The sequence below is a fragment of the Burkholderia puraquae genome (assembly GCF_002099195.1).
Taxonomy (GTDB): Bacteria; Pseudomonadota; Gammaproteobacteria; order Burkholderiales; family Burkholderiaceae; genus Burkholderia; species Burkholderia puraquae.
This window is the reverse complement of record NZ_NBYX01000023.1, coordinates 25626-50707: the sequence shown is the minus strand read 5'-3', so window position 1 is coordinate 50707 and position 25082 is coordinate 25626. Positions and strand designations below refer to the sequence as shown.

At 67.4% G+C, this 25082-nt stretch carries 27 protein-coding genes and 2 pseudogenes; 15 read left to right on the top strand and 14 right to left on the bottom strand.

The window, feature by feature from the left end; genetic code table 11:
* The first annotated feature begins 52 nt into the window (after nucleotides 1–52).
* Complete coding sequence (speB, locus tag B7G54_RS31245; protein WP_085042621.1) at nucleotides 53–1003, top strand: agmatinase; 951 nt, start codon at nucleotides 53–55, stop codon at nucleotides 1001–1003.
* Between the two features lie 22 nt (nucleotides 1004–1025).
* Nucleotides 1026–2507, top strand: a complete 1482-nt coding sequence (locus B7G54_RS31240; RefSeq protein ID WP_085042619.1) for an aldehyde dehydrogenase family protein — start codon at nucleotides 1026–1028, stop codon at nucleotides 2505–2507.
* Nucleotides 2508–2646: 139 nt separating this feature from the next.
* Here B7G54_RS31240 and B7G54_RS31235 read toward each other — a convergent pair whose 3' ends face one another.
* Nucleotides 2647–3573, bottom strand: coding sequence for a patatin-like phospholipase family protein (locus B7G54_RS31235; RefSeq protein ID WP_425266529.1), 927 nt, complete (start codon nucleotides 3571–3573; stop codon nucleotides 2647–2649).
* A 462-nt stretch (nucleotides 3574–4035) separates the two neighbouring features.
* Here B7G54_RS31235 and motA point away from each other — a divergent pair, with 462 nt between their 5' ends.
* The 3 genes from motA (at nucleotide 4036) to B7G54_RS31220 (ending at nucleotide 7487) form a co-directional block, all read left to right on the top strand.
* Complete coding sequence (gene motA, locus B7G54_RS31230; protein WP_085042617.1) at nucleotides 4036–4905, top strand: flagellar motor stator protein MotA; 870 nt, start codon at nucleotides 4036–4038, stop codon at nucleotides 4903–4905.
* Nucleotides 4906–4915: 10 nt separating this feature from the next.
* Nucleotides 4916–5863 carry a flagellar motor protein MotB gene (gene motB, locus B7G54_RS31225; RefSeq protein ID WP_085042615.1) on the top strand — a complete coding sequence of 316 codons (948 nt, stop codon included), beginning with the start codon at nucleotides 4916–4918 and terminating at the stop codon, nucleotides 5861–5863.
* Between the two features lie 277 nt (nucleotides 5864–6140).
* Nucleotides 6141–7487, top strand: a complete 1347-nt coding sequence (locus B7G54_RS31220) for a DUF2325 domain-containing protein (RefSeq protein WP_085042614.1) — start codon at nucleotides 6141–6143, stop codon at nucleotides 7485–7487.
* Nucleotides 7488–7584: 97 nt separating this feature from the next.
* On the opposite strand, the gene B7G54_RS31215 is transcribed toward B7G54_RS31220, so the two are convergent.
* From B7G54_RS31215 to B7G54_RS31200, 4 genes are all read right to left on the bottom strand, one after another.
* The gene (locus B7G54_RS31215) at nucleotides 7585–7950 is read right to left on the bottom strand and encodes a winged helix-turn-helix domain-containing protein (protein ID WP_230950191.1); all 366 of its coding nucleotides are present in this window, start codon (nucleotides 7948–7950) and stop codon (nucleotides 7585–7587) included.
* A 78-nt stretch (nucleotides 7951–8028) separates the two neighbouring features.
* Nucleotides 8029–8520: a molybdopterin-dependent oxidoreductase gene (locus tag B7G54_RS31210; protein ID WP_085042612.1), complete on the bottom strand. Its 492-nt coding sequence runs from the start codon at nucleotides 8518–8520 to the stop codon at nucleotides 8029–8031.
* A 125-nt stretch (nucleotides 8521–8645) separates the two neighbouring features.
* Nucleotides 8646–9413, bottom strand: coding sequence for a DeoR/GlpR family DNA-binding transcription regulator (locus B7G54_RS31205; RefSeq protein ID WP_085042610.1), 768 nt, complete (start codon nucleotides 9411–9413; stop codon nucleotides 8646–8648).
* Between the two features lie 43 nt (nucleotides 9414–9456).
* The gene (locus B7G54_RS31200; RefSeq protein ID WP_085042608.1) at nucleotides 9457–10137 is read right to left on the bottom strand and encodes an MgtC/SapB family protein; all 681 of its coding nucleotides are present in this window, start codon (nucleotides 10135–10137) and stop codon (nucleotides 9457–9459) included.
* 265 nt (nucleotides 10138–10402) lie between these two features.
* Here B7G54_RS31200 and B7G54_RS31195 point away from each other — a divergent pair, with 265 nt between their 5' ends.
* From B7G54_RS31195 to B7G54_RS31175, 5 genes are all read left to right on the top strand, one after another.
* Nucleotides 10403–11347: a choline ABC transporter substrate-binding protein gene (locus tag B7G54_RS31195; RefSeq protein ID WP_085042607.1), complete on the top strand. Its 945-nt coding sequence runs from the start codon at nucleotides 10403–10405 to the stop codon at nucleotides 11345–11347.
* A 23-nt stretch (nucleotides 11348–11370) separates the two neighbouring features.
* Nucleotides 11371–12051: an HAD family hydrolase gene (locus B7G54_RS31190; protein ID WP_085042688.1), complete on the top strand. Its 681-nt coding sequence runs from the start codon at nucleotides 11371–11373 to the stop codon at nucleotides 12049–12051.
* Between the two features lie 168 nt (nucleotides 12052–12219).
* Nucleotides 12220–12357 (top strand): hypothetical protein, encoded by a 138-nt coding sequence (locus B7G54_RS39850; protein ID WP_226127085.1) that lies wholly within the window; start codon nucleotides 12220–12222, stop codon nucleotides 12355–12357.
* 43 nt (nucleotides 12358–12400) lie between these two features.
* Nucleotides 12401–14851 carry a phosphocholine-specific phospholipase C gene (locus tag B7G54_RS31180; RefSeq protein ID WP_085042603.1) on the top strand — a complete coding sequence of 817 codons (2451 nt, stop codon included), beginning with the start codon at nucleotides 12401–12403 and terminating at the stop codon, nucleotides 14849–14851.
* Nucleotides 14852–15477: 626 nt separating this feature from the next.
* Entirely contained in the window at nucleotides 15478–16068 is a 591-nt protein-coding gene (locus B7G54_RS31175) for a GNAT family N-acetyltransferase (RefSeq protein WP_085042601.1), read from the top strand.
* Nucleotides 16069–16113: 45 nt separating this feature from the next.
* On the opposite strand, the gene tam is transcribed toward B7G54_RS31175, so the two are convergent.
* A complete protein-coding gene (tam, locus tag B7G54_RS31170) occupies nucleotides 16114–16899 on the bottom strand; it encodes a trans-aconitate 2-methyltransferase (RefSeq protein WP_085042599.1) in 786 nt (261 codons plus the stop codon).
* Here tam and B7G54_RS40040 point away from each other — a divergent pair.
* The 3 genes from B7G54_RS40040 (at nucleotide 16898) to B7G54_RS31160 (ending at nucleotide 19356) form a co-directional block, all read left to right on the top strand.
* Nucleotides 16898–17020: a hypothetical protein gene (locus B7G54_RS40040; RefSeq protein WP_279628097.1), complete on the top strand. Its 123-nt coding sequence runs from the start codon at nucleotides 16898–16900 to the stop codon at nucleotides 17018–17020. The two genes, tam and B7G54_RS40040, sit on opposite strands and share 2 nt — an antisense overlap.
* Before the next feature lie 16 nt (nucleotides 17021–17036).
* Entirely contained in the window at nucleotides 17037–17927 is an 891-nt protein-coding gene (locus tag B7G54_RS31165) for a LysR family transcriptional regulator (RefSeq protein ID WP_085042596.1), read from the top strand.
* Nucleotides 17928–18072: 145 nt separating this feature from the next.
* Nucleotides 18073–19356: a cystathionine gamma-synthase family protein gene (locus B7G54_RS31160; protein WP_085042594.1), complete on the top strand. Its 1284-nt coding sequence runs from the start codon at nucleotides 18073–18075 to the stop codon at nucleotides 19354–19356.
* A 147-nt stretch (nucleotides 19357–19503) separates the two neighbouring features.
* Here the strand turns inward: B7G54_RS31160 and B7G54_RS31155 are convergent, their stop codons facing one another.
* The 3 genes and pseudogenes from B7G54_RS31155 to B7G54_RS38335 all read right to left on the bottom strand — a co-directional run.
* Complete coding sequence (locus B7G54_RS31155; protein WP_085042593.1) at nucleotides 19504–19938, bottom strand: GNAT family N-acetyltransferase; 435 nt, start codon at nucleotides 19936–19938, stop codon at nucleotides 19504–19506.
* Between the two features lie 117 nt (nucleotides 19939–20055).
* Complete coding sequence (locus tag B7G54_RS40035) at nucleotides 20056–20181, bottom strand: hypothetical protein (protein ID WP_279628096.1); 126 nt, start codon at nucleotides 20179–20181, stop codon at nucleotides 20056–20058.
* 114 nt (nucleotides 20182–20295) lie between these two features.
* Nucleotides 20296–20364, bottom strand: a pseudogene (locus tag B7G54_RS38335) (cyanase); the annotation flags it as partial.
* Between B7G54_RS38335 and B7G54_RS31145 the strand changes: the two are divergent.
* Nucleotides 20364–20906: pseudogene (locus tag B7G54_RS31145) on the top strand (LysR substrate-binding domain-containing protein); the annotation flags it as partial. The pseudogenes B7G54_RS38335 and B7G54_RS31145 overlap by 1 nt on opposite strands.
* Before the next feature lie 39 nt (nucleotides 20907–20945).
* Here the strand turns inward: B7G54_RS31145 and B7G54_RS31140 are convergent.
* From B7G54_RS31140 to B7G54_RS39220, 3 genes are read right to left on the bottom strand one after another with little or no spacing between them, the layout of a single operon-like run.
* On the bottom strand, nucleotides 20946–21149 hold the full coding sequence (locus B7G54_RS31140; protein ID WP_085042589.1) for a hypothetical protein: 204 nt from the start codon (nucleotides 21147–21149) through the stop codon (nucleotides 20946–20948).
* Between the two features lie 34 nt (nucleotides 21150–21183).
* Nucleotides 21184–22503 carry a DUF3422 family protein gene (locus B7G54_RS31135; RefSeq protein ID WP_085042587.1) on the bottom strand — a complete coding sequence of 440 codons (1320 nt, stop codon included), beginning with the start codon at nucleotides 22501–22503 and terminating at the stop codon, nucleotides 21184–21186.
* Nucleotides 22500–22667 carry a hypothetical protein gene (locus B7G54_RS39220; protein WP_165765640.1) on the bottom strand — a complete coding sequence of 56 codons (168 nt, stop codon included), beginning with the start codon at nucleotides 22665–22667 and terminating at the stop codon, nucleotides 22500–22502. Before B7G54_RS39220 ends, B7G54_RS31135 begins: the two co-directional genes overlap by 4 nt.
* Here B7G54_RS39220 and B7G54_RS31130 point away from each other — a divergent pair.
* Complete coding sequence (locus B7G54_RS31130; RefSeq protein WP_011356411.1) at nucleotides 22666–23541, top strand: LysR family transcriptional regulator; 876 nt, start codon at nucleotides 22666–22668, stop codon at nucleotides 23539–23541. The genes B7G54_RS39220 and B7G54_RS31130 overlap by 2 nt on opposite strands.
* On the opposite strand, the gene B7G54_RS31125 is transcribed toward B7G54_RS31130, so the two are convergent.
* The gene (locus B7G54_RS31125) at nucleotides 23542–24102 is read right to left on the bottom strand and encodes a hypothetical protein (protein WP_085042585.1); all 561 of its coding nucleotides are present in this window, start codon (nucleotides 24100–24102) and stop codon (nucleotides 23542–23544) included.
* 140 nt (nucleotides 24103–24242) lie between these two features.
* A complete protein-coding gene (locus B7G54_RS31120; RefSeq protein WP_085042584.1) occupies nucleotides 24243–24593 on the bottom strand; it encodes a hypothetical protein in 351 nt (116 codons plus the stop codon).
* Nucleotides 24594–25082: the final 489 nt, after the last annotated feature.

Here is a 25082-nt window from a genome sequence, read left to right as displayed (position 1 = left end):
GTTCTCCTCTACCATCGGCCGATCGCTTTACCTGAGAAAAAGGAGACGGCCCATGCCCCGCGAACTGAATCAACCGATGGGCGGCAACGAGATGCCGCGCTTTGGCGGCATCGCCACGATGATGCGGCTGCCGCAAGCCGAGACGACCGACGGCCTCGACGTGTGCTTCGTCGGCGTGCCGCTCGACCTCGGCACGTCGAACCGCTCGGGCTCGCGCTTCGGCCCGCGCCAGATCCGTACCGAATCCGTGCTGCTGCGCCCGTACAACATGGCCACGCGCGCGGCGCCGTTCGATTCGCTGCAGGTGGCCGACATCGGCGACGTCGCGACCAACCCGTACGACCTGAAAGACTCGGTGCGCCGCATCGAGGAGGCGTACGACGAGATCGTCGCGAACGGCTGCCGGCCGATCACGCTCGGCGGCGACCACACGATCGCGTGGCCGATCCTGCGCGCGCTGCATAAAAAGTACGGCAAGGTCGCGGTCGTGCACGTCGATGCGCACGCGGACGTGAACGACACGATGTTCGGCGAGAAGATCGCGCACGGCACGCCGTTCCGCCGCGCGGTGGAAGACGGCCTGCTGCAATGCGACAAGGTCACGCAGATCGGCCTGCGCGGCACCGGCTACCACGCGGACGATTTCGACTGGTGCCGCCAGCAGGGCTTCACCGTGGTGCAGGCGGAAGCCTGCTGGAACAAGTCGCTCGCGCCGCTGATGGCGCAGGTGCGCGAACGCGTCGGCGGCACGCCGGTCTATCTGAGCTTCGACATCGACGGCCTCGATCCGTCGTTCGCGCCCGGCACCGGCACGCCGGAGATCGGCGGCCTCACCGTGCAGCAGGGCCTCGAGATCGTGCGCGGGATGAAGGGCCTGAATATCGTCGGCGCGGACCTCGTCGAAGTCGCGCCGCCGTACGATCCGACCGGCACCACCGCGCTCACCGGCGCGAACCTCGCGTTCGAGATGCTCTGCGTGATGCCGGGCGTCGCCTACCGCTAACCCGACCGACAGGATGCCCCCCATGTCCACCAACGCGCTTTCCCGTTCCACCGCCACGTTCGTGCTGCCCGCGGCGCACATCGCCGGCCAGCCCGTGCGCACGCATGCCGACGCGCCCGGTGCGCCGATCTTCGACGCATCGACCGGCGCGGCGATCGGCTGGCAGGAATTCGCGACGCCCGCGCACGTCGACGCCGCGGTGCGCGCCGCGCGCGATGCGTTCGCCGGCTGGCGCGACACGCCGCCCGCCGAACGCGGCCGGATTCTCGCCACGATCGCCGCGCGCGTCGAGGCGTCGCACGATCGCCTTGCGGCGCTGCAGATGCAGGTGAGCGGCAAGCCGCCGTTCGAGGCCGAGGCCGATGTCGGCGACGTCGCCGCGACGTTCGCGTACTACGCAACGCTGTGCGAAGACCCGGCGCTGTTCGCGGCCGAGCCGGTCGCGCTGCCGAGCGATGCCGTCACCGCCGAGCGCTTTTACGACGCCGTCGGCGTCGCGGCGCTGGTCATGCCGTGGAACTTCCCGATGGTCACGACCGCGTGGAAGCTCGCGCCCGCGCTCGCGGCCGGCTGCGCGGTCGTGCTGAAGCCGTCCGAACTCACGTCGCCGGCCGAGCATGCGCTGCTCGACATCGTCGCCGAAGCCGGTGTGCCGGCCGGTGTCGTCAACGTCGTGAACGGCGGCGCCGAGGTCGGCGCGGCGCTGACCGCGCATCCGCTGATCGACAAGATCTCGTTTACCGGCAGCACGGCGGCCGGCCGCAAGGTCATGCAGGCCGCCGCCGTCGACATGAAGCGCGTGACGCTCGAACTCGGCGGCAAGTCGTCGCTGATCGTGCGCGACGACGCCGATCTCGACGTCGCGGTGTCGCTCGCGGTCGCGGGCGCGTTCACGAACGCGGGCCAGATGTGCTCGGCCACCGCGCGCATCCTCGTGCACGACAGCGTGTACCGCAGCTTCATGGCCGCGTTCGAGACGGCCGTGCGCGCGCTCGTCGTCGCACCGCCCGCTGCGGAGCAGGTCGCGATGGGGCCGCTGATCTCGGCCGCGCAGCGTACGCGCGTCGAGGCGATGCTCCAGCACGGCATCGATGCGGGCGCACGCGTCGCATTCAGCGGCCGGGTGACGGATGCCGGCGGCGACGGCTTCTTCATGGCGCCCGTCGTGATCGCCGAGCCGGCGGCCGACAACCCGCTGTGGACCGACGAAGTGTTCGGCCCCGTCGCGTGCGTGAAATCGTTCCGCACCGACGACGAAGCGATCGCGCTCGCGAACGACACGCGCTACGGGCTCGTCGCGACCGTCGTGACGCGCGATGCGGATATCGCGAAGCAGTTCCAGCAGCGCGTGCGCGCGGGGCTCGTGTGGATCAATGCGCCGCAGCTCATCTACCCGCACGTGTGCTGGGGCGGCTTCGGGCTCAGCGGGATCGGCCGCGAACTCGGCGTCGCCGGGCTGCGCAGCTATCAGGAACTGCGTCACGCGATGCGCGCGATCGATTGACCAGGGCGGCCGTTCGGGCCGTTCGCGACACCGTGCCTCGTGGCGCGGTGCCGCATTTTTTCTGATGCTTCGCCGATTTCCCCGGCAGCCCGCCGATGGCGTTTGGCGGTCATGCGTTGGCACGGCGCGTGAGCAACCCTCAATGCGACAGCGCCGCCGCGTGATCGTGCTCGCGCAGCTGGCCAGGAATCGCGCACTCCGCGAGCCCGCCCGCAGCGATCCACGCGCGCGTGCGTGCCGCGGCCTTGTCGATCAGTTGCGCGCACTGCGAGTAATCGTATGACGAGACTTCGAGCGGACAAAGCGGCGGCACGACATGGATTTGCGCGCGTGCCGCGTACAGCTCCAGATCGCGCACCAGTTGCCGCGCGATCACGAGCGTCAGTGCGTGCGTCGCATGCGCGATCGCGCTGCGCGGCGGTACGCGCAACGCACAGGCGAACCCGGCCGGCAGCACGACGATCCGCTTGACGCCGAGCGCGATCGCAACAGAGATCGGCGTATTGTTCGCGACGCCGCCGTCGACGAGTTCCACGCCGCCGATGCTGACCGACGGAAACACGCCCGGAATCGCCGCGCTGGCCTGCACCGCATCCACGACCGATCCGGCGGACAGCACGACTTCCTGACCGTTCAGCACGTCGGTCGCAACGATGTGGAGCGGCAACGCGGCCTGCTCGATCCGCCGGTACGGCAGGTTCTGTTCCAGCAGCAGGCGCAGCGCATCGGCCTCGACCAGATGCGGCCGGTTGCGCAGCACCATCGCGATGACGCTGCGCATCGAGAACGGCATGACGTCCTGGCGGCGGATTCTGCACCACAGCGCGGCGAGCATCGCGATGCCGTCCGCGTCCGGCCGGCCGGCAAAATAGGCGGCATTGATCGCGCCCGCCGACGCGCCGATGACGCAATCGGGCCGTTCGCCGCTCGCGACCAGCTCGCGGAGCATGCCGACCTCGATCGCGCCAAGACTGCCGCCGCCGGCGAACACGAAGGCGGTCGAGGGAGTGGGATCGGACGTCACGGTGCGCCCTCCTGCGGTTGGCTGCGACAGTGGTTTCGTCATGATGGATCGTGCGACGCGCCGGATGTCCTGATGAAAACCCTGTCGGCCGACGATGCACGTTGCACTGCGTTCCCCCGGAATCCCGCGGTGAACCGCTATTTGGGGGGAGGGTTGCGTCACGCCCCACGCTGTTTCCGGCTCGCATCCATACCGGCAGGCTCGCGATGGCCGCGCACTTTTTGACCTCGATCAACAAAATCGCGCATATCGGCGTTCGCAAACGTGTGCCACGCGCGAATCACGCGTGATCCGTGGAATCACGGGTTCAGTCGTCCGGACAATCGCCGTTATTGCATCAACACCCGCCGATTGGCGCCGCTTTGCAGCGAATCGGGACGACCGCCCGGTTCGCATCCGACACGCAGCGACCCGGCGCCGTCGCGGGCACGGAGCGGGATCGCCATGCGTCCCGCTCGCTTTTCGACAACGGATGCAGCAGCGCAAATCGCGGACGAGGGAATCATGTTTGTAGCCATCGGGTGGATCGTCGTGATCGGGTCGGTGATCGGCAGTTTTATCGGCGTGGGCGGCCATGTGCCGGCCTTGCTGCAACCGTTCGAGCTGCTGTGCATTTTCGGCGCCGCGCTGGGTGCGTTCGTCGTCAGCAATCCGGTCACGACGCTGAAGAAAACGCTCAAGAGCCTGCCGACCTGTTTCAAGGGCGGCGGCTATACGAAGCAGCAATACGTCGAGCTGATCGCGCTGCTTTACGAGCTGCTGCAGAAGGCGCGCAGGGACGGCATGATGGCACTCGAGGCCGACGTCGATGCGCCCGAGCAAAGTCCGCTGTTCCAGAAGTATTCGCATGTGCTCGAAGACCATCACCTGCTCGATTTCATCGTCGACTATTTGCGGATGATGTCGAGCGGGAACGTGAACGTGCTGGAGATGCAGGACCTGATGGATGAGGAACTGCATACGCACCATGCGGAGGCGTCGGTCGCGGCCAATGCGATCCAGAAGATGGCCGACGGCCTGCCCGCGTTCGGCATCGTCGCCGCGGTGATGGGTGTCGTGCATACGATGGGCTCGGTCGGCGCACCGCCCGCCGTGCTCGGCAAGATGATCGCCGGCGCGCTCGTCGGCACCTTCCTCGGCATCCTGCTCGCGTATGGCTTCGTCGGCCCGCTCGCGGATCTGCTCAATGCAAAGGGCCGCGCGGCGGCCAAGCCGTTCCAGTGCGTGAAGGCCGTGCTGCTCGCGTCGATGAGCGGCTATGCGCCGGCGGTGGCGGTGGAATTCGGCCGCAAGGTGCTGTTCACGGCCGATCGCCCGAGCTTCAAGGAACTCGACGAGGCCGTGCGCGCGACGAAGTCGCCCAAGGCCGCGTAACGGAGGCGCCATGGCCGACAGTCGCTCCAACTCGTCGAAACAGGCCGCGATCGTCGTCGTGCGCCGCAGGAAAGGCGAGGATCACGACGCCCACCACGGCGGCGCCTGGAAAATCGCCTACGCGGATTTCGTCACGGCGATGATGGCGTTCTTCCTGCTGATGTGGCTGCTCGGCTCGGTTTCCAAGTACGACAAGCAGGGGATCGAGGACTACTTCAACACGCCGCTGTCGACGCTCCTCTCAGGCGGGAAGGACGGGCAGGCGCCGCGTCCGAGCGTCGTGGAGGGGGGCGGCCGCGACATGACGGATCCGGCGCCGGCGATCGACACGAAAGCGCAACCGGCGCCGGCCAGTTCGCCCGCGGCACTCGCCAGCGCCGTCGATACGCAAAAGCTCGAACGCCTGAAAGCGAAGCTGACCGCGGTGATTGCACAAAGCCCGTCGTTGCGCGCGTACCAGGACCAGATCCGGATCGCGATCACCCACGAGGGCTTGCGCATCGAGATCGTCGATTCGCTCAAGCGCCCGATGTTCGCGTCGGGCAGTTCGCAACCCGAAGGCTATGCCACCGCGATCCTCACCCAGATCGGCACCGCACTCGACGATGTCGAAAACCGTGTGTCGATCGCGGGGCATACCGATTCGACGCCGTATCCCGACGGCTCCACGGGCTATTCGAACTGGGAGCTCTCCAGCGATCGCGCGAACGCCGCGCGGCGTGCGCTGGTCGCGGGCGGGTTGCGGGAAGAGAAGCTGCTCCAGGTGCGCGGGCTCGCGGATGTCCTGCCGCTCGACAAGAACGTGGCGGACGAGCCGACCAACCGCCGCATCAGCATCCTGGTGATGAACAATGCCGCCGAGCAGGCGTTCTTTCGGGACGGTGGCCGGACGACCGTGAACGAGACGGCCGGCGCCCGGGCCGCCGCACTGCCGGCGGCAGTCACGCGGCAGCATTAGGCTCGTTCACGCACGTTGGCCGGATGTGCGCAGCCACCACACGCGTCCGCGTGCCCGACAGCGTGAGCCTTGGCGTCAGGGTCGCGTTCGGGACGGCCGCGCGCGACATCGACTGACCGGTCGGCCGCTCACCGACCATTCAACCGTGCGCAGCTGACCGCGCCACGCCGCGTTACCCCGCGATTCCCCCGGGAATTTCGCGCGTTATATTCCGTGGTATATTTCGCAAATCTTTCGCGCATCCGTCTCCGGCCGACCGCGCCGGACAGAGGTCAACATGCACGTTCCGCCCTTTCGCCTTTCCCGCACGGCGGATCTCTCGCCGCCCGGCGGCAACCTGCCCGCGGCAGCCGGCACGCGGGTCGATGCATGCTGCGCGCCGTCGCGCGCGCAACTGACCGAGCTGAAACGCCGCACGCACCTGTCCGAGCTCGATGCGAACCTGCACTGCTCGATCATCGGCACCTGCCTGACCACGCACGAACTGCGCAGGCTGGTGCCGAAGTTCACCGACCTCGACCGCCAGCACGCGACCGACCTCGAGATCCATCACGCGGCCGTCGCGCTTGCGATCGACGGCACGGCCGGCGCCAAGGCCTTGCACAAGGCGCTTGACGAGCGCTACGCCGGCGCGATCCGCGCGTTCGACGGCGCGAAGGATGCGGACGAACTCCTCGCACGGTGGAAGGAGGCACTGAAAAGCGGCGACATTCCGCCCGCGTACTGGGCGCTGATGACGCATCCGCGCACGACGATGCGCGTGCGCCAGGCCGCGTTCGGCGAACTGCACATGCTGTCGCACCTGGTCGGCGCGGCCAATCGCGCCGATATCCGGCGGCTCGTTGCGCTGGAAGAAGACAATGCGGCGCTGCACGCGAAGCTCGACCGGCAGCAGGCTCGCCTGCAAGAAACGAGCACGCAGCGCGACGCGGCGCGGCAGGAGCGGGATGCCCTCGCCGCGCGCCAGAACGCGCAGCCGCCGGCGGCGGAAAGCGTCTTGCGCGATGAAGTGCACGAGCTGCGCGAAGCCCTGGCCGCGCGCGACGAACGGCTCGCGCTGCACACGAGCCGCCGCGAGGCAGCCGAGCAGCGGATCGCCGCGGAACAGGCGAGCGCCCGCGCGATGCGCGCGCGGCTCGACGACCTGATGGCGATGGTGAAGACGCTGCGCGCCGAAGCGAGCGCGATCGAACAGGCGGTGCAGGCGTCGGCGGACGATCCAGCCGATCGCGCGGCCGATCCGCTGTCGATCCTTCAGGGCACGCGTCTGGTGTACGTCGGCGGGCGCCCCGGCTCGAACCGTGCAATCAAGCGGATCGTCGAAACGGCAGGCGGCGAGGTGACGCTGCACGACGGCGGCATCGAGGATCGCAAGGGCCTGCTGGCGGCGGCGCTACCCGGCGCGCACATGGTCGTGTTCCCGGTCGACTGTATCGACCACGATTCGATGAACCTGCTCAAGCGCATCTGCGAACGCCACCGCATCGCGTACTACCCGTTGCGGACGGCGAGCGTCGCCAGCTTCGTCGAACTGATCGGGCGGCTCGGCGCGCAAGCGCTCGACGTCACGGCGCCGGATAACGCGACGGGCGACACGCCGCGCGTCTGCCTGCGGCACGGCTAGGGCCTGATTCGCTTCGCCGCACGCGTTGCGCGCGGCCCCTCCGAGGGCCAGTGAAAGCCCGTCGTTAGCGTGAACGGGCCCGAGGCAAACTCACTCTTCAGCGCCGCACCATTTTCGTGAGCGCGGCGATTTCGTCCGCGCAAGCCGCATAAGCACGCGCCTCGATCCCGCGATAGAGGCGGATGATCTCCTCGCCGACCGGCGTGAGCACGCTGCCGCCGCCGCTCTGCCCGCCATGCTCGGACACCGTCGCCGGCGATTTCAGCGAGCGGTTCAGCTCGTCCATCAGCAACCACGCACGCCGGTACGACATCTTCAGGCTGCGCGCCGCCGCCGAAATCGAACCGTGCTCGCGCACGGCTTCGAGCAGCGCGACCTTGCCCGGGCCGAGCGCGATCGTGTCGGCCTGCTGGATCCGCATCCTGAACCGCACCTCAGGCTTGGGGTGTGCCGGTGTCTTCATGTTGACCTGCCCTTTGAACGATGCGGGCAAGCATACACGATGGCCGGTGCGACGCCCGCCGGCCGCCCGCGGGCCGGCTCAGACCTCGAGCACGCGCGCGACGATGCCGGCCAGCCGCTTCACATGGCGCGGCGCGGGCAGGTGGTCAGCGCCCGAGAACAGCAGCGGCGCGCCGTCGTCGATCGACAGCGGCACGTCGCCGCATTCGAACGCGAGGATCGCGTGTTCGCCGACAGGCGTGTTGAACAGCTCGTGCCAGGAAAACGTGACCGCATAGCCGTCATGCGCGTGCGCGATGAACACCATGCGCTTGAAGTCGCCCGGCGCGTCGTTGCGCAGCCCGGCCGCGTCGAGCAGATCCGTCAGCCGTGCGCCGCGATACGGCGCGACCGAGCGGATGAAACGATTCGTCGTGAAGCACCGCAGGTCGAACGGCTCGGCCGTCGCGCTCGCGTGCCGGCGCAGGTCGTCGAGCGTGACCGTCATCGGCCGCACGAATGCACCCGTCAGCGCGATCGAGCCCGCCGCCGCCTGATGCGCCGAAAGCGCCGCCGCCCCTGCCATCTCCATCACCCGCCTCCATGACGGCCCGCCGCCAGGCGTGCCTGCGTTGTATCAGCGGATATATTACGCCGGGAAAAGCCCGGCCGGCGGGCGGCATAACGGCCGCCGATCGTGCCCCGCGCCGCCCGGCACTACGACAGCACGATGTGCTTGATGACTTTCTTGAGGCTCTTGTAGCTGTCGACCGATTCCGCCTTCGAGTCCGTCACCAGCGCGCCGATCCGCGCCGGCTCGCAGAAGCTGATCCGGCTGTTCGTGCCGAGCTTGCTGAAATCGGCCAGGATCGCGACGTCCGCCGCGTTGCTCACCATCGCGCGCGCCACTTCGGTTTCCATCCGGTCGTAGTTGGTCGCGCCACGGACGGCATCGACGCCCACCGGCGACAGCAACGCGAGATCGGCGCGATAGCGGAAGATCTCGGCGACCGTTCCGTCGCCGACGGTCGCGGCCGCACGGCTGCCGATCATCCCGCCGAGCAGGATCGTCTCGTTCTTCGTCTGCCCCGGGTCGCTCGACCGCATCTTCAGTGCGACGTCGATCGAGTTCGTGACGATCGTCAGGCCCGACAGCTTCGCCAGCTCCTCGGCCAGCAGCGTCGTGGTCGTGCCCGCGTCGATGAACAGCGTCTGCGAGCCCGTGACCAGCCTGGCCGCCGCGCGGGCGATCGCCAGCTTCGCCTTCACGTGCGTCTGCGCGCGCTCGGCGATCGGCGCTTCGTCGCCCACCTGCACCGCGCCGCCGTGTACGCGTTTCAGTTCACCGAGCGCTTCGAGGTCGACGAGATCGCGACGCACGGTTTCCCGCGACACGTTCAGGTCGGCCATGATCCGGTCGGTGGAAACGCGCTGCATCTTCGATAACAGAAGCCGGATCCTCTGGTATCGCTCTTCTTGCCACATGGAATGTCCTCGGAGTGAACGTCAATGTTATGCGAACGGCGAACTACGCAGCGCTCTCCTCCATCTTTTTGATGCCGACGAGGGTCTGCAGGGATTGACGGACCGCCTGGAACTCGCCGCTCGTCATCTTCGAAAACACCACGTGGATGCGGTCGTCGTCCGGCGCGGCATCGTCCTGCTCGATGATGAACTGGACGATGCGCGCCTGGTCGATGCCGGGCATCGCCTGCAGCGACGTCAGCTTCACGGCGCCGCGGCTCGCGAGGATGCGCACGCCCCAGCGCTGCCGCGCGGTGAAGAAGCGCTTCTCGATCGGCTTCAGGCCGGCCAGGATCGCGAGCACGATCGCCGTCGCGGCGATCGCGGCCACGTACATGCCGCCGCCCACGGCCAACCCGACCGCCGCCACCACCCACAGGCTCGCCGCGGTCGTCAGGCCGCGAATGATCTCGCCGCGCAGCATGATCGAGCCGGCGCCGAGGAAGCCGATGCCCGACACGACCTGCGCGGCGACGCGCGACGGGTCCAGCGACACGTTCTTCGCGTTCTGGATATCCGCGAACCCGAACGCCGACACGACCATCACGAGCGCGGCGCCCACGGCCACCAGCATGTGGGTACGCAACCCGGCCGCCCAGGACAGGCGCTCGCGCTCGATGCCGACGATGCTGCCGAGCAGTGCCGCCAGCAACAGGCGGGAAACGATTTCCAGTTGACTGATCATGCGACGCCTCCTTGCTTTGCCTTTCCGGTTGATGAAGCGCGGCCCGTGCGGGCCGCCCGACGCTTCCTGCCTTCGTCTGCCAGCCGCCGTGCGCGGCAACGGGCAGGTTGTATTTTTGTGCGATCTTGCGATTTTGTGCGTTCTAATATACGGTACGAAAAACTGCAGCGCCAGACCCAAAGTTCGTTTGTTTCATCCGATCAGCACGATCAATCGTCATACCATTCAGGCAGCACGATCCGGAACACTTGCTTAGGAGACCAACATGATGAAGAAGGCATGGATGCTGGCCGCAACACTGCTGGCGGCGCTGGCAACGGCGCCCGCTCACGCGTCGGAAGGCGACGTGTGTAAAAAGGTGACGCTCGGCGATGTCGGCTGGAGCGACATCGCGGCCACCACCGGCGTTGCGATGATGCTGCTCGACGGGCTCGGTTACGAGGCGACCAAGACGATCGCGTCGCCGCCGATCGTGCTGGCCGGCGTGAAGAAGGCGCAGATCGACGCGTTCCTCGGCTACTGGGATCCGAGCATGACGCCGACGGTGAAGCCGTTCGTGGACGCCGGCGCCGTCCACCAGCTGCCGCAGCCCAACCTGGTCGGCGCGCGCTACACGCTGGCCGTGCCGCAATACGCGTCGGACAAGGGGCTCAAGCACTTTGCCGATATTGCGAAGTTCCGCGACCAGCTCGACGGCAAGATCTACGGGATCGGCGCCGGCAACAACGGCAACGCACTGATCCAGCGGATGATCGACAGGAACGAGTTCGGGCTCGGCGGCTTCAAGCTGGTCGAATCGAGCGAGGCCGGGATGCTCGTCCAGGTCACGCGTGCCGTGCAGGAGCACCGGATGATCGTATTCCTCGCATGGGAGCCGCATCCGATGAACATCAACTACAAGATCGCCTATCTCGACGGCGGCGATACCGTGTTCGGCCCGAACTACGGCTCGGCGAAGGTCTACACGCTCGTCACGCCCGGCTACCTCGAACGCTGCCCGAACGTCGGCCGGCTGCTGACCAACCTGAAATTCACGACCGACGAAGAGAACCAGCTGATGGTGCCGATCATGAATCACGCCGATCCGGTCACGGTGGCAAAGGAATGGGCGAAGAAAAACCCCGGCGTGCTGTCGAAGTGGCTCGACGGCGTCACGACCATCGACGGCAAGAACGCGAAGGACGCGATCGAGAAGCTCATCGGCGCGTAAACATGCAGGACAAGGAACCACCCATGTACAAGAATCTCGCGCTGTTCGACCTCGACCACACGCTGCTGCCGCTCGACAGCGACCAGGCCTGGAGCCGCTTCATCACGCGGGTCGGCTGGCGGGAAGACGACGCGCATGTGGCGCTGATCGACGAGCACTACGGCCACTATGCGGCGGGCACGCTCGACATGGACGCCTATCTCGCCGTGACGCTCGCGCCGCTCACCCGCTACTCGCGGGCGCAGCTCGAAAGCTGGCATGCGCAGTTCATGGACGAGGTGATCCGGCCGGCGATCACGCCGCAGGCGCGCGAGCTGGTCGACCGGCATCGCGAGAACGGCGATCTCTGCTGCATCGTCACCGCAACCAACGTGTTCGTCACACGGCCGATCGCGGCCGAATTCGGTATCGAGCACCTGCTCGGCATCGAGCTCGATACCGACGACGGCACGCCGGCCGGGCAGTTCACCGGCCGCAGCATCGGCGTGCCGAGTTTCCGCGAAGGCAAGATCGTGCGCACGACCGCGTGGCTCGCGTCGCTCGGCCATGCGCCGTCGGATTTCGAGCGCACCTACTTCTACAGCGACTCGATCAACGACGTGCCGCTGCTCGACTACGTCACGCATCCGGTCGCAACCAATCCCGATTCGCGTCTTTCACACCTTGCAGGCACGCGTGGCTGGCCTGTCATGAAGTTGTTCTGATTCGGGCGATATTCTCTGCTGTCCATTTTCATGTCTGGAGGGGAAATGAAATACGGAGCATGCAGCAACAGTCTCGATCATTCAGTAATCCGATTCGAATCGGATCGGAAGCATGTCGACATGCCGAGCCGGCCGGAAAGCCGCTTTCCGCACTGGCGCGGCATTTTCATGATCGCACTCCTGTGCACGCTGGCCGCTTGCGGCGACGGCGACTCGGGCACCGCGGCCAACGTGGCGGCCGCACGCGCGGCCGCACCGGGTTCGGCATCCACGCCCGTCCTGCACTGCGCGAGCGCGTGCCACTGACCGACGCAGGCCCCAGGCCAGCCATCCACGACAGAGAGCGATCATGCAAAACAAACCCACGACACGACGCCAGTTCCTCGCCGACGCGCTGAAGCTCGCCGGTGCCACCGCGATCACGGGCATGCTGCCCGACAGCATCGCGCGCGCCCAGGCCATTCCGGCGGCCACCGTCACCGGCACGATCCAGGACGTGAAGCACGTCGTCATCCTGATGCAGGAAAACCGCTCGTTCGACCACTACCTCGGCACATTGGGCGGCGCACGCGGCTTCGGCGATCCGCGGCCGGTCGTGATTTCGAGCGGGTATCCGGTGTGGCGCCAGCCCTGGCTGACGTCCTACGTGTTCCCGTTCAACCCGTCCCCGCCCTTCGGCACGGCGAACGGCGACACCTACTACGGCGACCTCGACCACAGCTGGAGCGGCACGCACAGTGCATGGAACAGCGGCCGCTACGACAACTGGGCCGGTGCGAAGACCAGCGGCACGATGTACTACTTCACGCAGAACGACATTCCGTTCTACTACGCACTGGCGAGTGCGTTCACGGTGTGCGACGCGTACCACTGCTCGATGCTCGGCCCGACGGACCCGAACCGCTTGTATCTGTGGACCGGGTGCTGCGGCAACGTCACCGGCTATTCGCCGTACACGACGAACACGATGACGGGCACCGGCTGGACCACGATGCCGGAGCGCCTGAACACGGCCGGCGTCACGTGGAAGTTCTATCAGGACAAGGGCAACGGCCTGGATGCCGGCCATGGCTACGGCGAATACAACGGCTCCAAGAGCGATCTCTGGTGGAACGGCAATTACGGCGACAACGTCATCCTGAACTTCAAGCAATACCAGAACCTCGGCGCAAGCGATCCGCTCGCGCCGGCGCTCAACGGCACGCAGATCGATCCGGCCGGCGGCGGCAAGGAATACGACACGAACCTCTTCAGCCAGCTGCGGGCCGACGTCGCGAACGGCACGCTGCCGCAGGTGTCGTGGATCGCCGCCCCCTACGCCTACTGCGAACATCCGTCGTGGGCCGCGAGCGGCGGCGAATGGTACGTGAGCAACGTCCTCGATGCGCTGACGTCGAATCCCGCGGTGTGGGCCAGCACGGTGCTGCTCGTCATGTATGACGAGAACGACGGCCTGTTCGATCACGTGCCGCCGGCCGTCCCGCCGAGCGCGTCCGCCGGCACCGGCCGGTCGACGGTCTCGACGGCCGCCGAATTCGTCGCCGGCAGCGGCGCCGCATCGGACGGCTCGGCTAGCGGCGACGTGCCGATCGGGCTCGGCCCGCGCGTGCCGATGTTCGTGATCTCGCCGTGGTCGAAGGGCGGCAAGGTCAACTCGCAGGTCTTCGATCACACATCGGTGATCCGCTTCCTGGAAGCACGCTTCGGGCTGCAGGAAACCAACATCACGCCGTGGCGACGCACGGTGTGCGGCGACCTGACGTCGGCCTTCGATTTCTCGAACGCCGACCAGACGGTGCCCGCGATCCAGCCGCCGGCGAGCAACATGAACCCGAACGGCCCGGCCGTCCTGATCCCCTACCCGACCACCACCGCGGTGCCGGCGCAGGCCGCCGGCCGCAGCATCGCCTGCCGACTGCCCTACGAGTTCTTCGTGCAGGGCAAGGTCAACCGCACCGGCCGCGCACTGTCGCTGACGATGACCAACACCGGTACCGCGGGCGTCCACCTGCAGGCGTGGGTCGACGGCACGAGCACGATCCCCCGGCATTACACGATCGCGGCCGGCGCGAGCCCGTGCGCGAACCTGTCGGATTCGCTCGCGCTGAATGCCGGCGGCAGCTATGACTATTCGGTCTACGGCCCGAACGGCTTCCTGCAGACGTTCCGCGGCAGCATCGGCTCGTCCGGCAACACGGGCTCGACCGCCGAAATCAGCCTGTGCTACGACGTAGCGAACGGCAACGTGCAGATCACGCTCGACAACTCCGCAGGGGCCGGCGCGACGACGTTCCAGCTCACCGACAACGCCTACGGGATGAACACGAGGCAGTCGGTCACCGTCGCGGCCGGCGCGACGCAAGCCGTCACGTGGTACGGCGACGGCGGCTGGTACGACGCAAGCATCCGCGACGCGAACGATCCGAACTTCCTGCGCCGGGTGGCCGGCTGCGTGCAGGCGCAATCCGGCGTGCTGTTCACGGATTCGGCGATCGGCAATACCGGCAAGAAGTTCGTTGCGTCGCTCGCGTCGCAAGGTTCGACGTTCGGCACGTTGCGGTTCGACTACGTCGCGCCGCCGTGGAGCCACAGCCCGAAGAACTGGGTAGGCATCTTTGCGCATGGCGCACAGCCGACCAAGGGCAGCTACAAGTCGTGGGCGTACCTGCCGAAGAGCACCGGCTCGCTGCTGTTCTCGTCCACGGCCAGCAGCACGCTGGCATCGGGGCAGTACGACGCGTGGTATCTGTTCGACGACGGCTATACGCCGCTCGCGGGCCCCGTCACGATCAACCTCTGACGGCATGGCCGGACCGTGTCGGCCGCCCGCACGGGGCCGACACGCATTCGGGCGCGACGTGCCACGTTGCACCCGAACGTTTTTCCAGCCGCGCGCCACGCGCTGTACGGGCAGCTTCCCGTAGAACGCGCCGAACGGCCGCGTCGGGTACGCGATCTGGATTTCGAGGCGCAGATGAACGACGTGGCACCTGACGATGCCACGACCCTCAATATGTTTTCCTGAATATATCGAGTGGTCACATACCAGTAAGCAATTATTCGGGTTCCTGTCGTCTGTCATCCACAGGCGGCCGACGGTCTCCCGGATCGGATACACGACGCACGGCGGCCAGCATCGCAACGAGCCGGCACGGGCCAACGCCGAAATCCAGCATAATCAGGCGATTGAACGAGCACCGCAGGCGGCGCGCGAACCCCGCACACGTTTGCGTCGCCATCCGGTTCATCGCTTGCCCGCGCTCCACCGCCATGGAAGCCGCCAGTCCGTGCCGGTCTCGTGCGCGGCGAATTGTGCGGGCGCAGAAAATCGAAGCAAGAACAAGCGCGATGCGGCGCGCATCACGACGCCGTCGATCGCATCACGGACACCACCACGCCATCCCGCAGAAGACAGGACACCGACACATGGACCGAACCGAGCACATCAGCATCGAACAGGCGAGCGGGCTGCCCGCCGACGAACTGGACCGATGCGACTTCTCGTTCGACATCGCCTGGGAATTGAACGCGCCGTATCAGGACTTGCTCGATCTCCGCGCGCTGCCGGCGCGCCGCAAGCACTACGGCTTCGATCCGGCAGGCTGGGCGGACGAAGCGACCGGCAAGACGGCGCTCTTTCGCGCGACGGCCGGCGGCCGGCTCGCCGGGTTCGCGGCAATCGGCCAGAGCTGGAACGGGATGGCCGAGATCGCGGAGCTGGCCGTCGACCGCCACTGCCGGCGGCAAGGCATCGGGCAGTTGCTGCTGGCGGCCGCCGAATCCTGGGCGCGCAGCCACGGGTTCGGCTTCATGCGGCTGGAAACGCAGTCGAACAATGTCGCTGCGTGCAGCACGTATGCCCGCTCGGGTTTCGTGCTGGGCGGACACGATCGCCTGCTGTATGCGGACGACGAGAACGACGGTGAGGTGGCGCTGTTCTGGTACAAGGACCTGCGCGACGGGCAGACCGCACGGATCCGCACGGTCGACCCGGAATCGATGCAGCCGGTGCGCTGACGCACCGCCCGCACGTCATTGCCGCGTCATCACGTCATCGCGGCATCACCTCCGCGTCGCCACGATGAACAGGCGCGGAAACGGCAGCAGCACGCTGCCGTCGTCGAGCGCCGGATAGCCGTCCGGGCCCGCGAGCGCATCGCGATACCGCGCGAGAAACGCCGCGCGCTCGCCGTCGTCGAGCGCCGCGAGGAAGGGCCGCAGCGCGCTGCCCTTGAACCATTCCACAACTGCGTCGGCACCGCCGCGCAACGGGTGGTAGTAAGTCGTGCGCCATACGTCCACGCGCGAGCACAGCGGCGACAGCAGCGCGTGGTAGTCACGCGCGTCGAACCGCTCGGTGCGCGCCGCCCCCTTCAGCTTGCCCGCCCACGGCCCGGCCGCCGCGACCTCGCGCATCAGCCGGTGCGCGGGCTCGTCGAGGTTGTCGGGCATCTGCACGGCAAGATGCCCGCCCGGCGCGAGCCGGCCGACGAGTGCCGGAAACAGCGTGTCGTGCGCGGGCACCCATTGCAGCACCGCGTTCGCAAGAATCAGGTCATAGCCGCCGGGATCGTCCCATGCGGAAATATCCACGACATCGAAACGCAGGTCCGGCAGGCGCTTGCGCGCGGCGTCGATCATGTCCGCCGACGCATCGATCCCGTGGACCGTTGCATCCGGCGCACGCGCGATCAGCGCCTCCGTCGAATTGCCGGGCCCGCAGCCGATGTCGATCGCGGTATGGATCGGTGTGTTCGGCACGGCGGCCAGCAGATCGCGGATCGGCCGCGTGCGCTCGTCCTCGAATTGCACGTACTGGGCGGCGTATCGATCGAGTGGGGTCGTCATGTCGTTTCTCCTGGTCGGCGTGGACGGCCTCGCGCTCTGCGCGCGCGGGATGCCGCCGGCCGTCGATGCAACGCATTCTGCGATCGTCACGGAGTTCAGTAAAATGAATTTAATATCGTGATTGATTCAAATCTCTGATGAAAATCGATACGCTCGGTGTCCAGGCCTTCGTCGCAATTGCCGACGGCGGCAGCTTCCGGCAGGCGGCGGAAACGCTGCACGTCACGCAGACGGCCATTACGCAGCGGCTGCGCAAGCTCGAAACCTTTCTCGGCGTCGCGCTCGTCGAGCGCACCACGCGCCGCACCACGCTCACCGAAATCGGCCGGCGCTTCCTGCCGCAAGCGCGCCGGCTGCTGAACGAGCTGTCCGACGCGCTCACCGAAATTCGCGAAACCGGCCTGAGCCAGCGCGGCGACGTCACGATCGCGTGCGTGCCGACGGTCGGCGTGCAATACCTGCCCCGCATCCTGCGCGCGTTCTCCGCGCACCGGCCGCACGATCGCGTGAAGATCCTCGATCACGCCTCGGCGTCGGTACTGCAGGCCGTGCTGCATCGCGAGGCCGAGTTCGGCATCGGCATCGCCGGCGACCAGCATCCCGAACTGGTCAACCTGCCGCTGACGAGCGATCCGTACGTGCTGGTGTGCCGCGACGATCATCCGCTCGCGAAGCGGCGGCGCATTCGCTGGGCGGCACTGCAGCCGCATCCGCTGATCTTCGCCGGCGAAGTGAGCGGCAATCGCGGGCTGCTCGACGGTGCGCTGAAGACGAGCGGCGTGTCGCTGCATTCGTTCTACGAGGTACAGCGCAGCTCGACGGCGCTCGGGCTCGTCGCCGAAGGGCTCGGTGCAGCCGTGGTACCGAAGCTCGCCCTCCAGAAGAACGCGTATCCGATGATCCGCACGATCGAGCTCGTCGAGCCGGCCGTGTCGCGCACGCTCGTGCTCGTCACGCGCAAGAGCGCGCAACTGTCGCCGGCCGCCCGTGCGCTGTACGACATGATCGTCGAACAGGCAACACCCTGACGATAGTGCCAGGGGGGCGTCACGAAGCGGCGCCGTCGGGGTAGTATCGCCACACGCGGTCGCGACGGCCGGTGCCTACCCGGCGCCGCGCGCGTCATGCCGCCGCTGCAACGGCCGTTCCTCACCCCCCCGCACGGAGCACTGCATGGCCTATCGCAACTATCACAAGCGCAAGATTGCAGACCGGGAACTCCATCCCGAAACCCAGATGATGTCGTACGGTTACGATCCGTTCCTGTCGGAAGGATCGGTGAAGCCGCCCGTGTTCCTCACGTCGACGTTCGCGTTCCGCACGGCCGAAGACGGCGCCGAATTCTTCGACGTCGTGGCCGGGCGCAAGCCTTCGCCCGAAGGCGAAAGTGCGGGCCTCGTCTACAGCCGCTTCAATCACCCGAACCTGGAGATCGTCGAGGATCGACTCGCGCTGCTCGACGATTCAGAAGCCGCCGTCGTGACGTCGAGCGGCATGTCCGCGATCGCGGCGATCCTGCTGACGTTCCTGCGGCCGGGCGACTGCGTCGTCCAGTCCGTGCCGCTGTATGGCGGCACCGAAACGCTGATCTCGAAGTTCCTGCCCGAGTGGGGCATCCGCTCCGAAGTGATCGCCGACGGGCTGTCCACCCGCGCGATCCGTGCCGCGCTCGACGCGGCCGCGCAAAAGGGCAACGTGCGGATGTGCTACATCGAGACGCCCGCCAACCCGACCAACGCGCTGTTCGATCTCGACGGGCTGCGCAGCGAGATCGATGCATTCGAGGCACGCCACGGCTATCGCCCGCTGTCGGTCTGCGACAACACGCTGCTCGGGCCGCTGTACCAGAAGCCGTCGCGGCAAGGCATCGACCTGAGCGTGTACTCGCTGACGAAATACATTGGTGGCCATAGCGACCTCGTCGCCGGCGGCGTCACGGGCAGCCGCGACCTGATCACGAAGATCCGCTCGATCCGCAGCACGCTCGGCTCGCAGCTCGACCCGCATTCGTCGTGGATGATCACGCGCTCGATGGAAACGCTCGTGCTGCGCATGCAGCAGGCCGCGCGCAGCGGCAGCGCCGTCGCCCGCTGGCTCGCCGCCAATCCGCATCGGCCGGTGCGCGTGCTGCACCCCGAGCTCATCGACGATCCGGCCTACCAGGCCGTCTACCAGCGCCAGTGCAGCGGGCCCGGCTCGACGTTCGCGTTCATCCTCGATGGCGGCCGCGAGCAGGCGTTCAGATTCATCAACCACCTGACGCTCTTCAAGTCTGCGGTCAGTCTCGGCGGCACGGAGTCGCTGATCTGCCATCCGGCGTCGACGACGCACTCGGGCGTGCCGGCCGATGCGCGTGCAGCGGCGGGCGTGTCGGAAGGATTGATTCGCGTGTCGGTCGGGCTCGAACATCCGGACGACCTGATCGCCGACCTGTCCTACGCGCTGGAGCATTGCTGACGCGAATGGAATGCGCCCCGTGCGGGTTCGCACGGGGCGGTTCCCGCCGGCGCGGAGCGGGCATTCAGCGACGCAGCCCGCGCCCGGATGCCGGTGTTCGCGCTGCGGCATCGTGCTTGCCGCGCGACGCGAGCCGGCTGAACCGGTTCAAAGCACCTTGACCATGAACACGCGTGACGTGCCTGCCGGCTCGCACGGCACTTCGCCGAACGCTTCGTAACCCTGCTTCCGGTAGAAATCCGGTGCCTGGAACGAGATCGTGTAGAGCACCGCACGCGCGCATCCGCGTCGTTTCGCTTCGGCTTCGGCCTCGTGCAGCAGCCGGCTGCCGAATCCGCCGCCGCGCAGCGATTCGGGCAGGTAGAACAGGTCGATGAAGAAGAGGCCGAGCGACGTGCGCCCCGTGAGGCCGCCCACGATCTCGCCGGTCGCGGGATCGGTGACGTACACGTCGAGCGTCGCCGCGTCGGCGCGCCCCGTCATCGCATGATTGAATTCGCCGAGCTTGCGGCTGATGAAGTCGTGTGCGGCCGGCTGCTCGGTGTCGGTGAGCTGAAACAAAACGTCGGGTTGCGTTGTCATGAGGCGGATTCGATCGAGAAGAGAGATGCCACCGGGCATGCAACACCCGGGGCGGGCATCGTTCGACTATAGCGCGTCACCCGGCATAGCGAATTGGCGCGCCCGCCACTTCCTTTGTCACGTATCGACCGGCCGCACGTCGCTCGCGACCATGCCTGCCTTCACGCCACCGCGAACGCCGCCTTCATGTCGGCGATGCGGCGCCGCGTACCGCTTCAGCGAGAAGCCCGGCCACACCGTCATCCGCTTCGACTCGCCGAAACGGAAAGCGAAATCGCGGGACCGTGCACCGGCCGGCGGCCGATGCACGTCGGGCGGGAACCTGCGCGGCACCGCTGCCGCGGCGCCGCACCGGCATCAGAACGGCTTGGTCGGCAGATACTTGCCGTCGAGCGTGATCACCGCGCGCGAACCGCCTTCGGGATCGCGTGACGCGGCTGACCGACGCCGGCGACGTGTATTTCCGCTATGCGCGGCAGGCGCTGCACGATCTCGCGGAAGGCCGGCGCGCGATTCACGACGTGCAGGACCTCAGCCGCGGCTCGCTGCGGATCGCGGTCACGCCGACTTTCACGAGCTATCTCGTCGGGCCGCTCGTCGAGGCGTTTCACGGGCGTTGTCCGGACGTGTCGCTGTCGGTACGCGAGATGTCGCAGGAACGCATCGAGGCGCTGCTCGTCGACGACGAGCTCGATGTCGGCATTGCGTTCGACGAAGTGCAGACGGCGGATATCGAAGCGCAAACGCTGCTGGTCGAAACGCTCGCGCTCGTCGTGAACCGCCGGCATGCGCTCGCCGGTAAACGCAAGGCCGGCCTGCGGCGCACCGCCGTGCTGCTGCAGCGCAAGGGCGCGTACCGGAGCGCGGCCGCGCGTGCGTTCGTCGAGCTGGCGTTGGCGCAGCAGGCGGGGAAAGGGAAAAAGGAAGGGGAACCACGCCCGGCACGCCCCAGGACGGCCGGGCGATGAACGCCGGGATTGCCCCGGGGATCGGGGCAAGAAATCGCGTCAGTTGTACCCGAGAATCGCCACTGCAGCGACATCCGGCCGATCGAGCGTATTCCCGACGAGCGACGTCATCGGTTCCTGCAGAACGGCCTGATACGACGTCACGCGCGCCGCTTCCTGCACACCGGCATCGTCCGATGCCGGCTCGTCGAACGCCGCATCGAAACCGCTGTAAAACCCCGCTTGATTCTGCGAAAAAGTCATCTCCACTCCTTTCCTTGATTATGCTTTTGATGGTCTAACCGACTTGCTTCAACGCTGCCGCGTGCACGGCCACACCGTCGTGCGCGGCCTCCGATCGCGCGAGCTGCGCGCGCGTGCGCCGCGTGATGTGAATCACCGCGAACACGACCGGCGCGATCAGCAGGCCTTCCGCCAGCTCGGGATCGACCGGCAGGTTCATCACGTGCAGCGCCTTGAACGCCGCCGTCGCGAGCGACAGCACGTAGTACGAAATGGCCGCCACCGACAGCCCTTCGACCGCGTGCTGCAAGTGAAGCTGATTGCGTGCGGTGCGCTCCATGCCCGCCAGCAGGCGCGTCACGTCCTTTTCCTGCGCGAGGTTCACGCGCGTACGCAGCAGGTCGACCGCCCGCGCGATCCGCGCGGCGATCTGCTCGTGGCGCGCCCATACGCTGCGGCAGGTTTCCATCGCCGGCGCGAAGCGGCGCTCCATGAATTCGGCGATCGTCGGCATCCCTTCGATGCGCTCCTCGCGCAGCTCGTGGATGCGCGCCAGCACGAGCTTTTCGTACGCCCGCGACGCGCTGAAGCGCGCGCCCGATCCCGACAGCGATTCGACCCGCACCGCGAGATGCGTGAGCTTGACGAGCAGCGCCGTGTCGTCGCCGTCCGTACCGCTCGCATCCATCCGCTGCATCAGTGCGTGCAGCGCCGCGTGGATCTCGTCGAGCTCGCGGCTCATCCGGCGCGCGACGGGCAACGCCAGCAGCGCCATCATCCGGTACGTTTCGATTTCATACAGGCGCTGAAGCAGCCGGCCGCCCTGCTCCTCGCGGAAATCCTCGTCGACGACGAGAAAGCGCATGAAGCCGTCGTCGCGCACATGCCAGTCGCAGAACACCTTGCCGCCGCCGAGCACGTTGCTGCCGACGAGCGCGGGGCCGTCGATCCAGCGGCGCAGGTCGCCGCACACGAGCCGCGCGGCGGCGCCCGTCAGCAGCTCCATGCGCACCGCGACGAAGCGGATGCCGGCGAGCCGCGCGAACCACGCGGCCGGAATGCCTTCGATCGCGAGATCGTCGAAATAGCCGGTGTCGCGGCGCGGCGCGACGAACGTGAAGGTCGAGAATTCGGTATGGCGCTCCCACTTCAGGTGCCAGCCGCTCGGCGACTGCACCGCGTAGTGTGTCGCGCCTTCGTGCGGCGCGGCGATGCCGGTGTCGCGGCACAGCGCGTGCAGCAGCGTTTCGTGGATGTCGGGCTGGCCGTCCGCGTAGATCGCGTAATGCGTGAGCGACACGGCTTCGGCGAGCCGCAGGAACGGCCGGGCATGCAATTCCGCGGCCAGTGCGGCGCGCAACGGATGGTCCATCATCGATACACCACGCTTTCCTGTTCAGTGCTGCATGCCGGATCGACCGGCCCGGGCGCCGCGCCGCCCTCGGGGCGAAACGTCAGCGTGATCGCACTATGGCAGACACACAGCAACAATAAAAACGCATAATGCTGATCGTTACGTTCAGTTTTCCTGATACCCATGAAGATGCTCGATCACGACGTGCTGGCCACCGTCGTCGCCGTCGCGGAGACCGGCAACATGACGCGCGCCGCCGAGGCCGTGAACCGCTCGCAGTCGGCCGTCAGCATGCAGATCAAGAGCCTGGAAGACGCGATCGGGCGGCCGCTGTTCGTGCGCAAGCCGCGCAGCATCGTGCTGACACGCGAGGGCGAGGTGCTGCTGGGATTCGCCAGACGAATGCTGGCGCTGCGCGACGAGGCGTGGGCGGCCGTGGTGCGGCCGGAAGTGACCGGCAAGGTCGTGATCGGCGTGCCGGACGACTATGCGTCGTCGCTGCTGCCGTCGGTCCTGAAGAAATTCTCGGCGACCTACCCGAAGGTCGAGATCCAGGTGATGGGGCTGCCGAGCAGCGCGCTCGCGCCGCTGATCAAGGACGGCACCGTCGATCTCGTCTGCGGTACGCGCATCAAGGGGCTGTCCGGCGACTTCATCCGCCACGAGCCGATGGCGTGGGCCGCGATGACGAACGGGCCGCGCGTGTGGGAAGAGCGGCCGCTGCCGATCGCGGTGTTCATGCCGGGCAGCGTCGCCCGCGAGAACGCGATCCGCAGCCTCGAGCGCGCAAAGGTGCCGTACCGCACCTCCTATGAGAGCCCGAGCCTGCTGGGGCTGCTCAGCATGGTCGAGGCCGGCCTCGCGGTCGCGCCGCTCGCGCGCTGCGCGATTCCCGCGCAACTGTCGATGCTCGGCCGCTCGCACGGGCTGCCCGACCTGCCGCCGCTCGAACTGATCCTCGCGCGCAGCACGAAATCGAAGCGGCCGCCGTGCGACTTTCTCGCGGAACAGCTGATGGAAGACCTGCAGCGGCAGACCGGGCAGACCGGCGACGCGTGATCAGCGCGTCGCGCCGAACCCGGCCGCGCCCAGCGCCGCGTTGACGTTCGCGGCCACCACATCGATGAGCGCTTCGAGCGTATCGCCGCGCACCTGCGCGTGTTCCGGTGCGACGTGCTCGATCCGTTGCCAGCCCCACTGCGCGCCCGACGCGACCGACAGCGTCGCGCCGAAGCGGTTGCCGTGGCGGCGGCCGAAGGTGCTCACGCGCTGCTCGGCCACATAGTCCTGTTCGGGCAGGCAGAGCCGGATCTCGACCGCGACCTGGTCGCGATCGTTGACGCGCGCGGCAGGGCTCACCGTCGACGCGAACACCTTGCCGATCCGCCAGGTCACGCAGGTTTCCCACGCCGCGAGCGGCCCGCCGGCCGCGTCGACCCGTTCGGTGTCGACCGACCACTGATGCCCGCCGGGCACGACGATCGCCTGATGCAGCAGCACTTCGGCCACGCGCACCGTCGTCATGAGCTGACGCGCGAGCTGCTGGCCCGACGGCAGCGACGCCGTCCGTACGCGACGGCTTTCCGGCCGCATGACAGGCACTGCTTCCATGAGGTCCATGACCCCTCCGTGTTCAGGATCGACGCCGCGCACGCCGTGTCGCTCGCCTGTCCGCCGCCTGCGGGCGAACAGCACGGCGACCGGCGATCGGGCGGCGGATCGGACATGCCTTCAAGGAACGAGCAATAGCCGTTCCCGCTTCACCGCGCCTTCGGCCCGACGCGCAAGCGGCGCGCGACGGGCCCGATCACCGCATCGGCCTGCTGCGCGATCAGCATGTGCAACGTGAAATCCAGGTCGTCCGGCGCGATATCGAAGTGGACGTGAACCACGTCGCGCACGGCACGCGCGCTGACGACGTACACGCCGAGCGGGGAATGCAGCAGCGCCGCGAGCCGCGCGTGCGCGAGTTCGATGGAATCGGCCGTCAGCGTGACAGGCAACTGCAGGCGCGGGCGCGGCGGCGGAAATGGAATGACGTTGTTGCGTGCGCCCGCGCGCAACTGGCGGCCGGCGACGTCGAAGGCGGGAACAGGATGAATGAAGGTCATGGAGCGGACGGAAGCCGTCTCGGCTGTTCGACACATCCCCAGCTTAGAAGAGACGGCATAAACGTCGTGCAAAAAAACGGGGCGGCCGTGCAAAAAACGGCATGGGGGACACAACGCGGCGTCGGGCATCGGCCGGCCGCGCGGTCGGCATGCGCGCGCGGTGGCCGTGCGCGTCGCGCTGCGCCACAAGTTCTGACGCAACCCGGTTCCCCGTTCTTCACGCGACACCCGCGCCGGTCGGCCCGAGGTGTCTTTGCCCGCCCGCAGGCTCGCGCCTGCCGGCGGGTTTTTTCATGGATGCGGCAACGCATGATCGGCCGAAAACGCCGAAGCCGGTAACAATCGTGCGATGGCCCGTCAACCGTGACAGGTCAACGCGCGACGATCCGTCGATACACTGTGAGCCTCCGCGACGGCCGCCATCCACACCATCCTCGATGCCGGGCGTCGCCGTCATTGCGCACGGCCTGCTGCCTTCCGCCCACACTG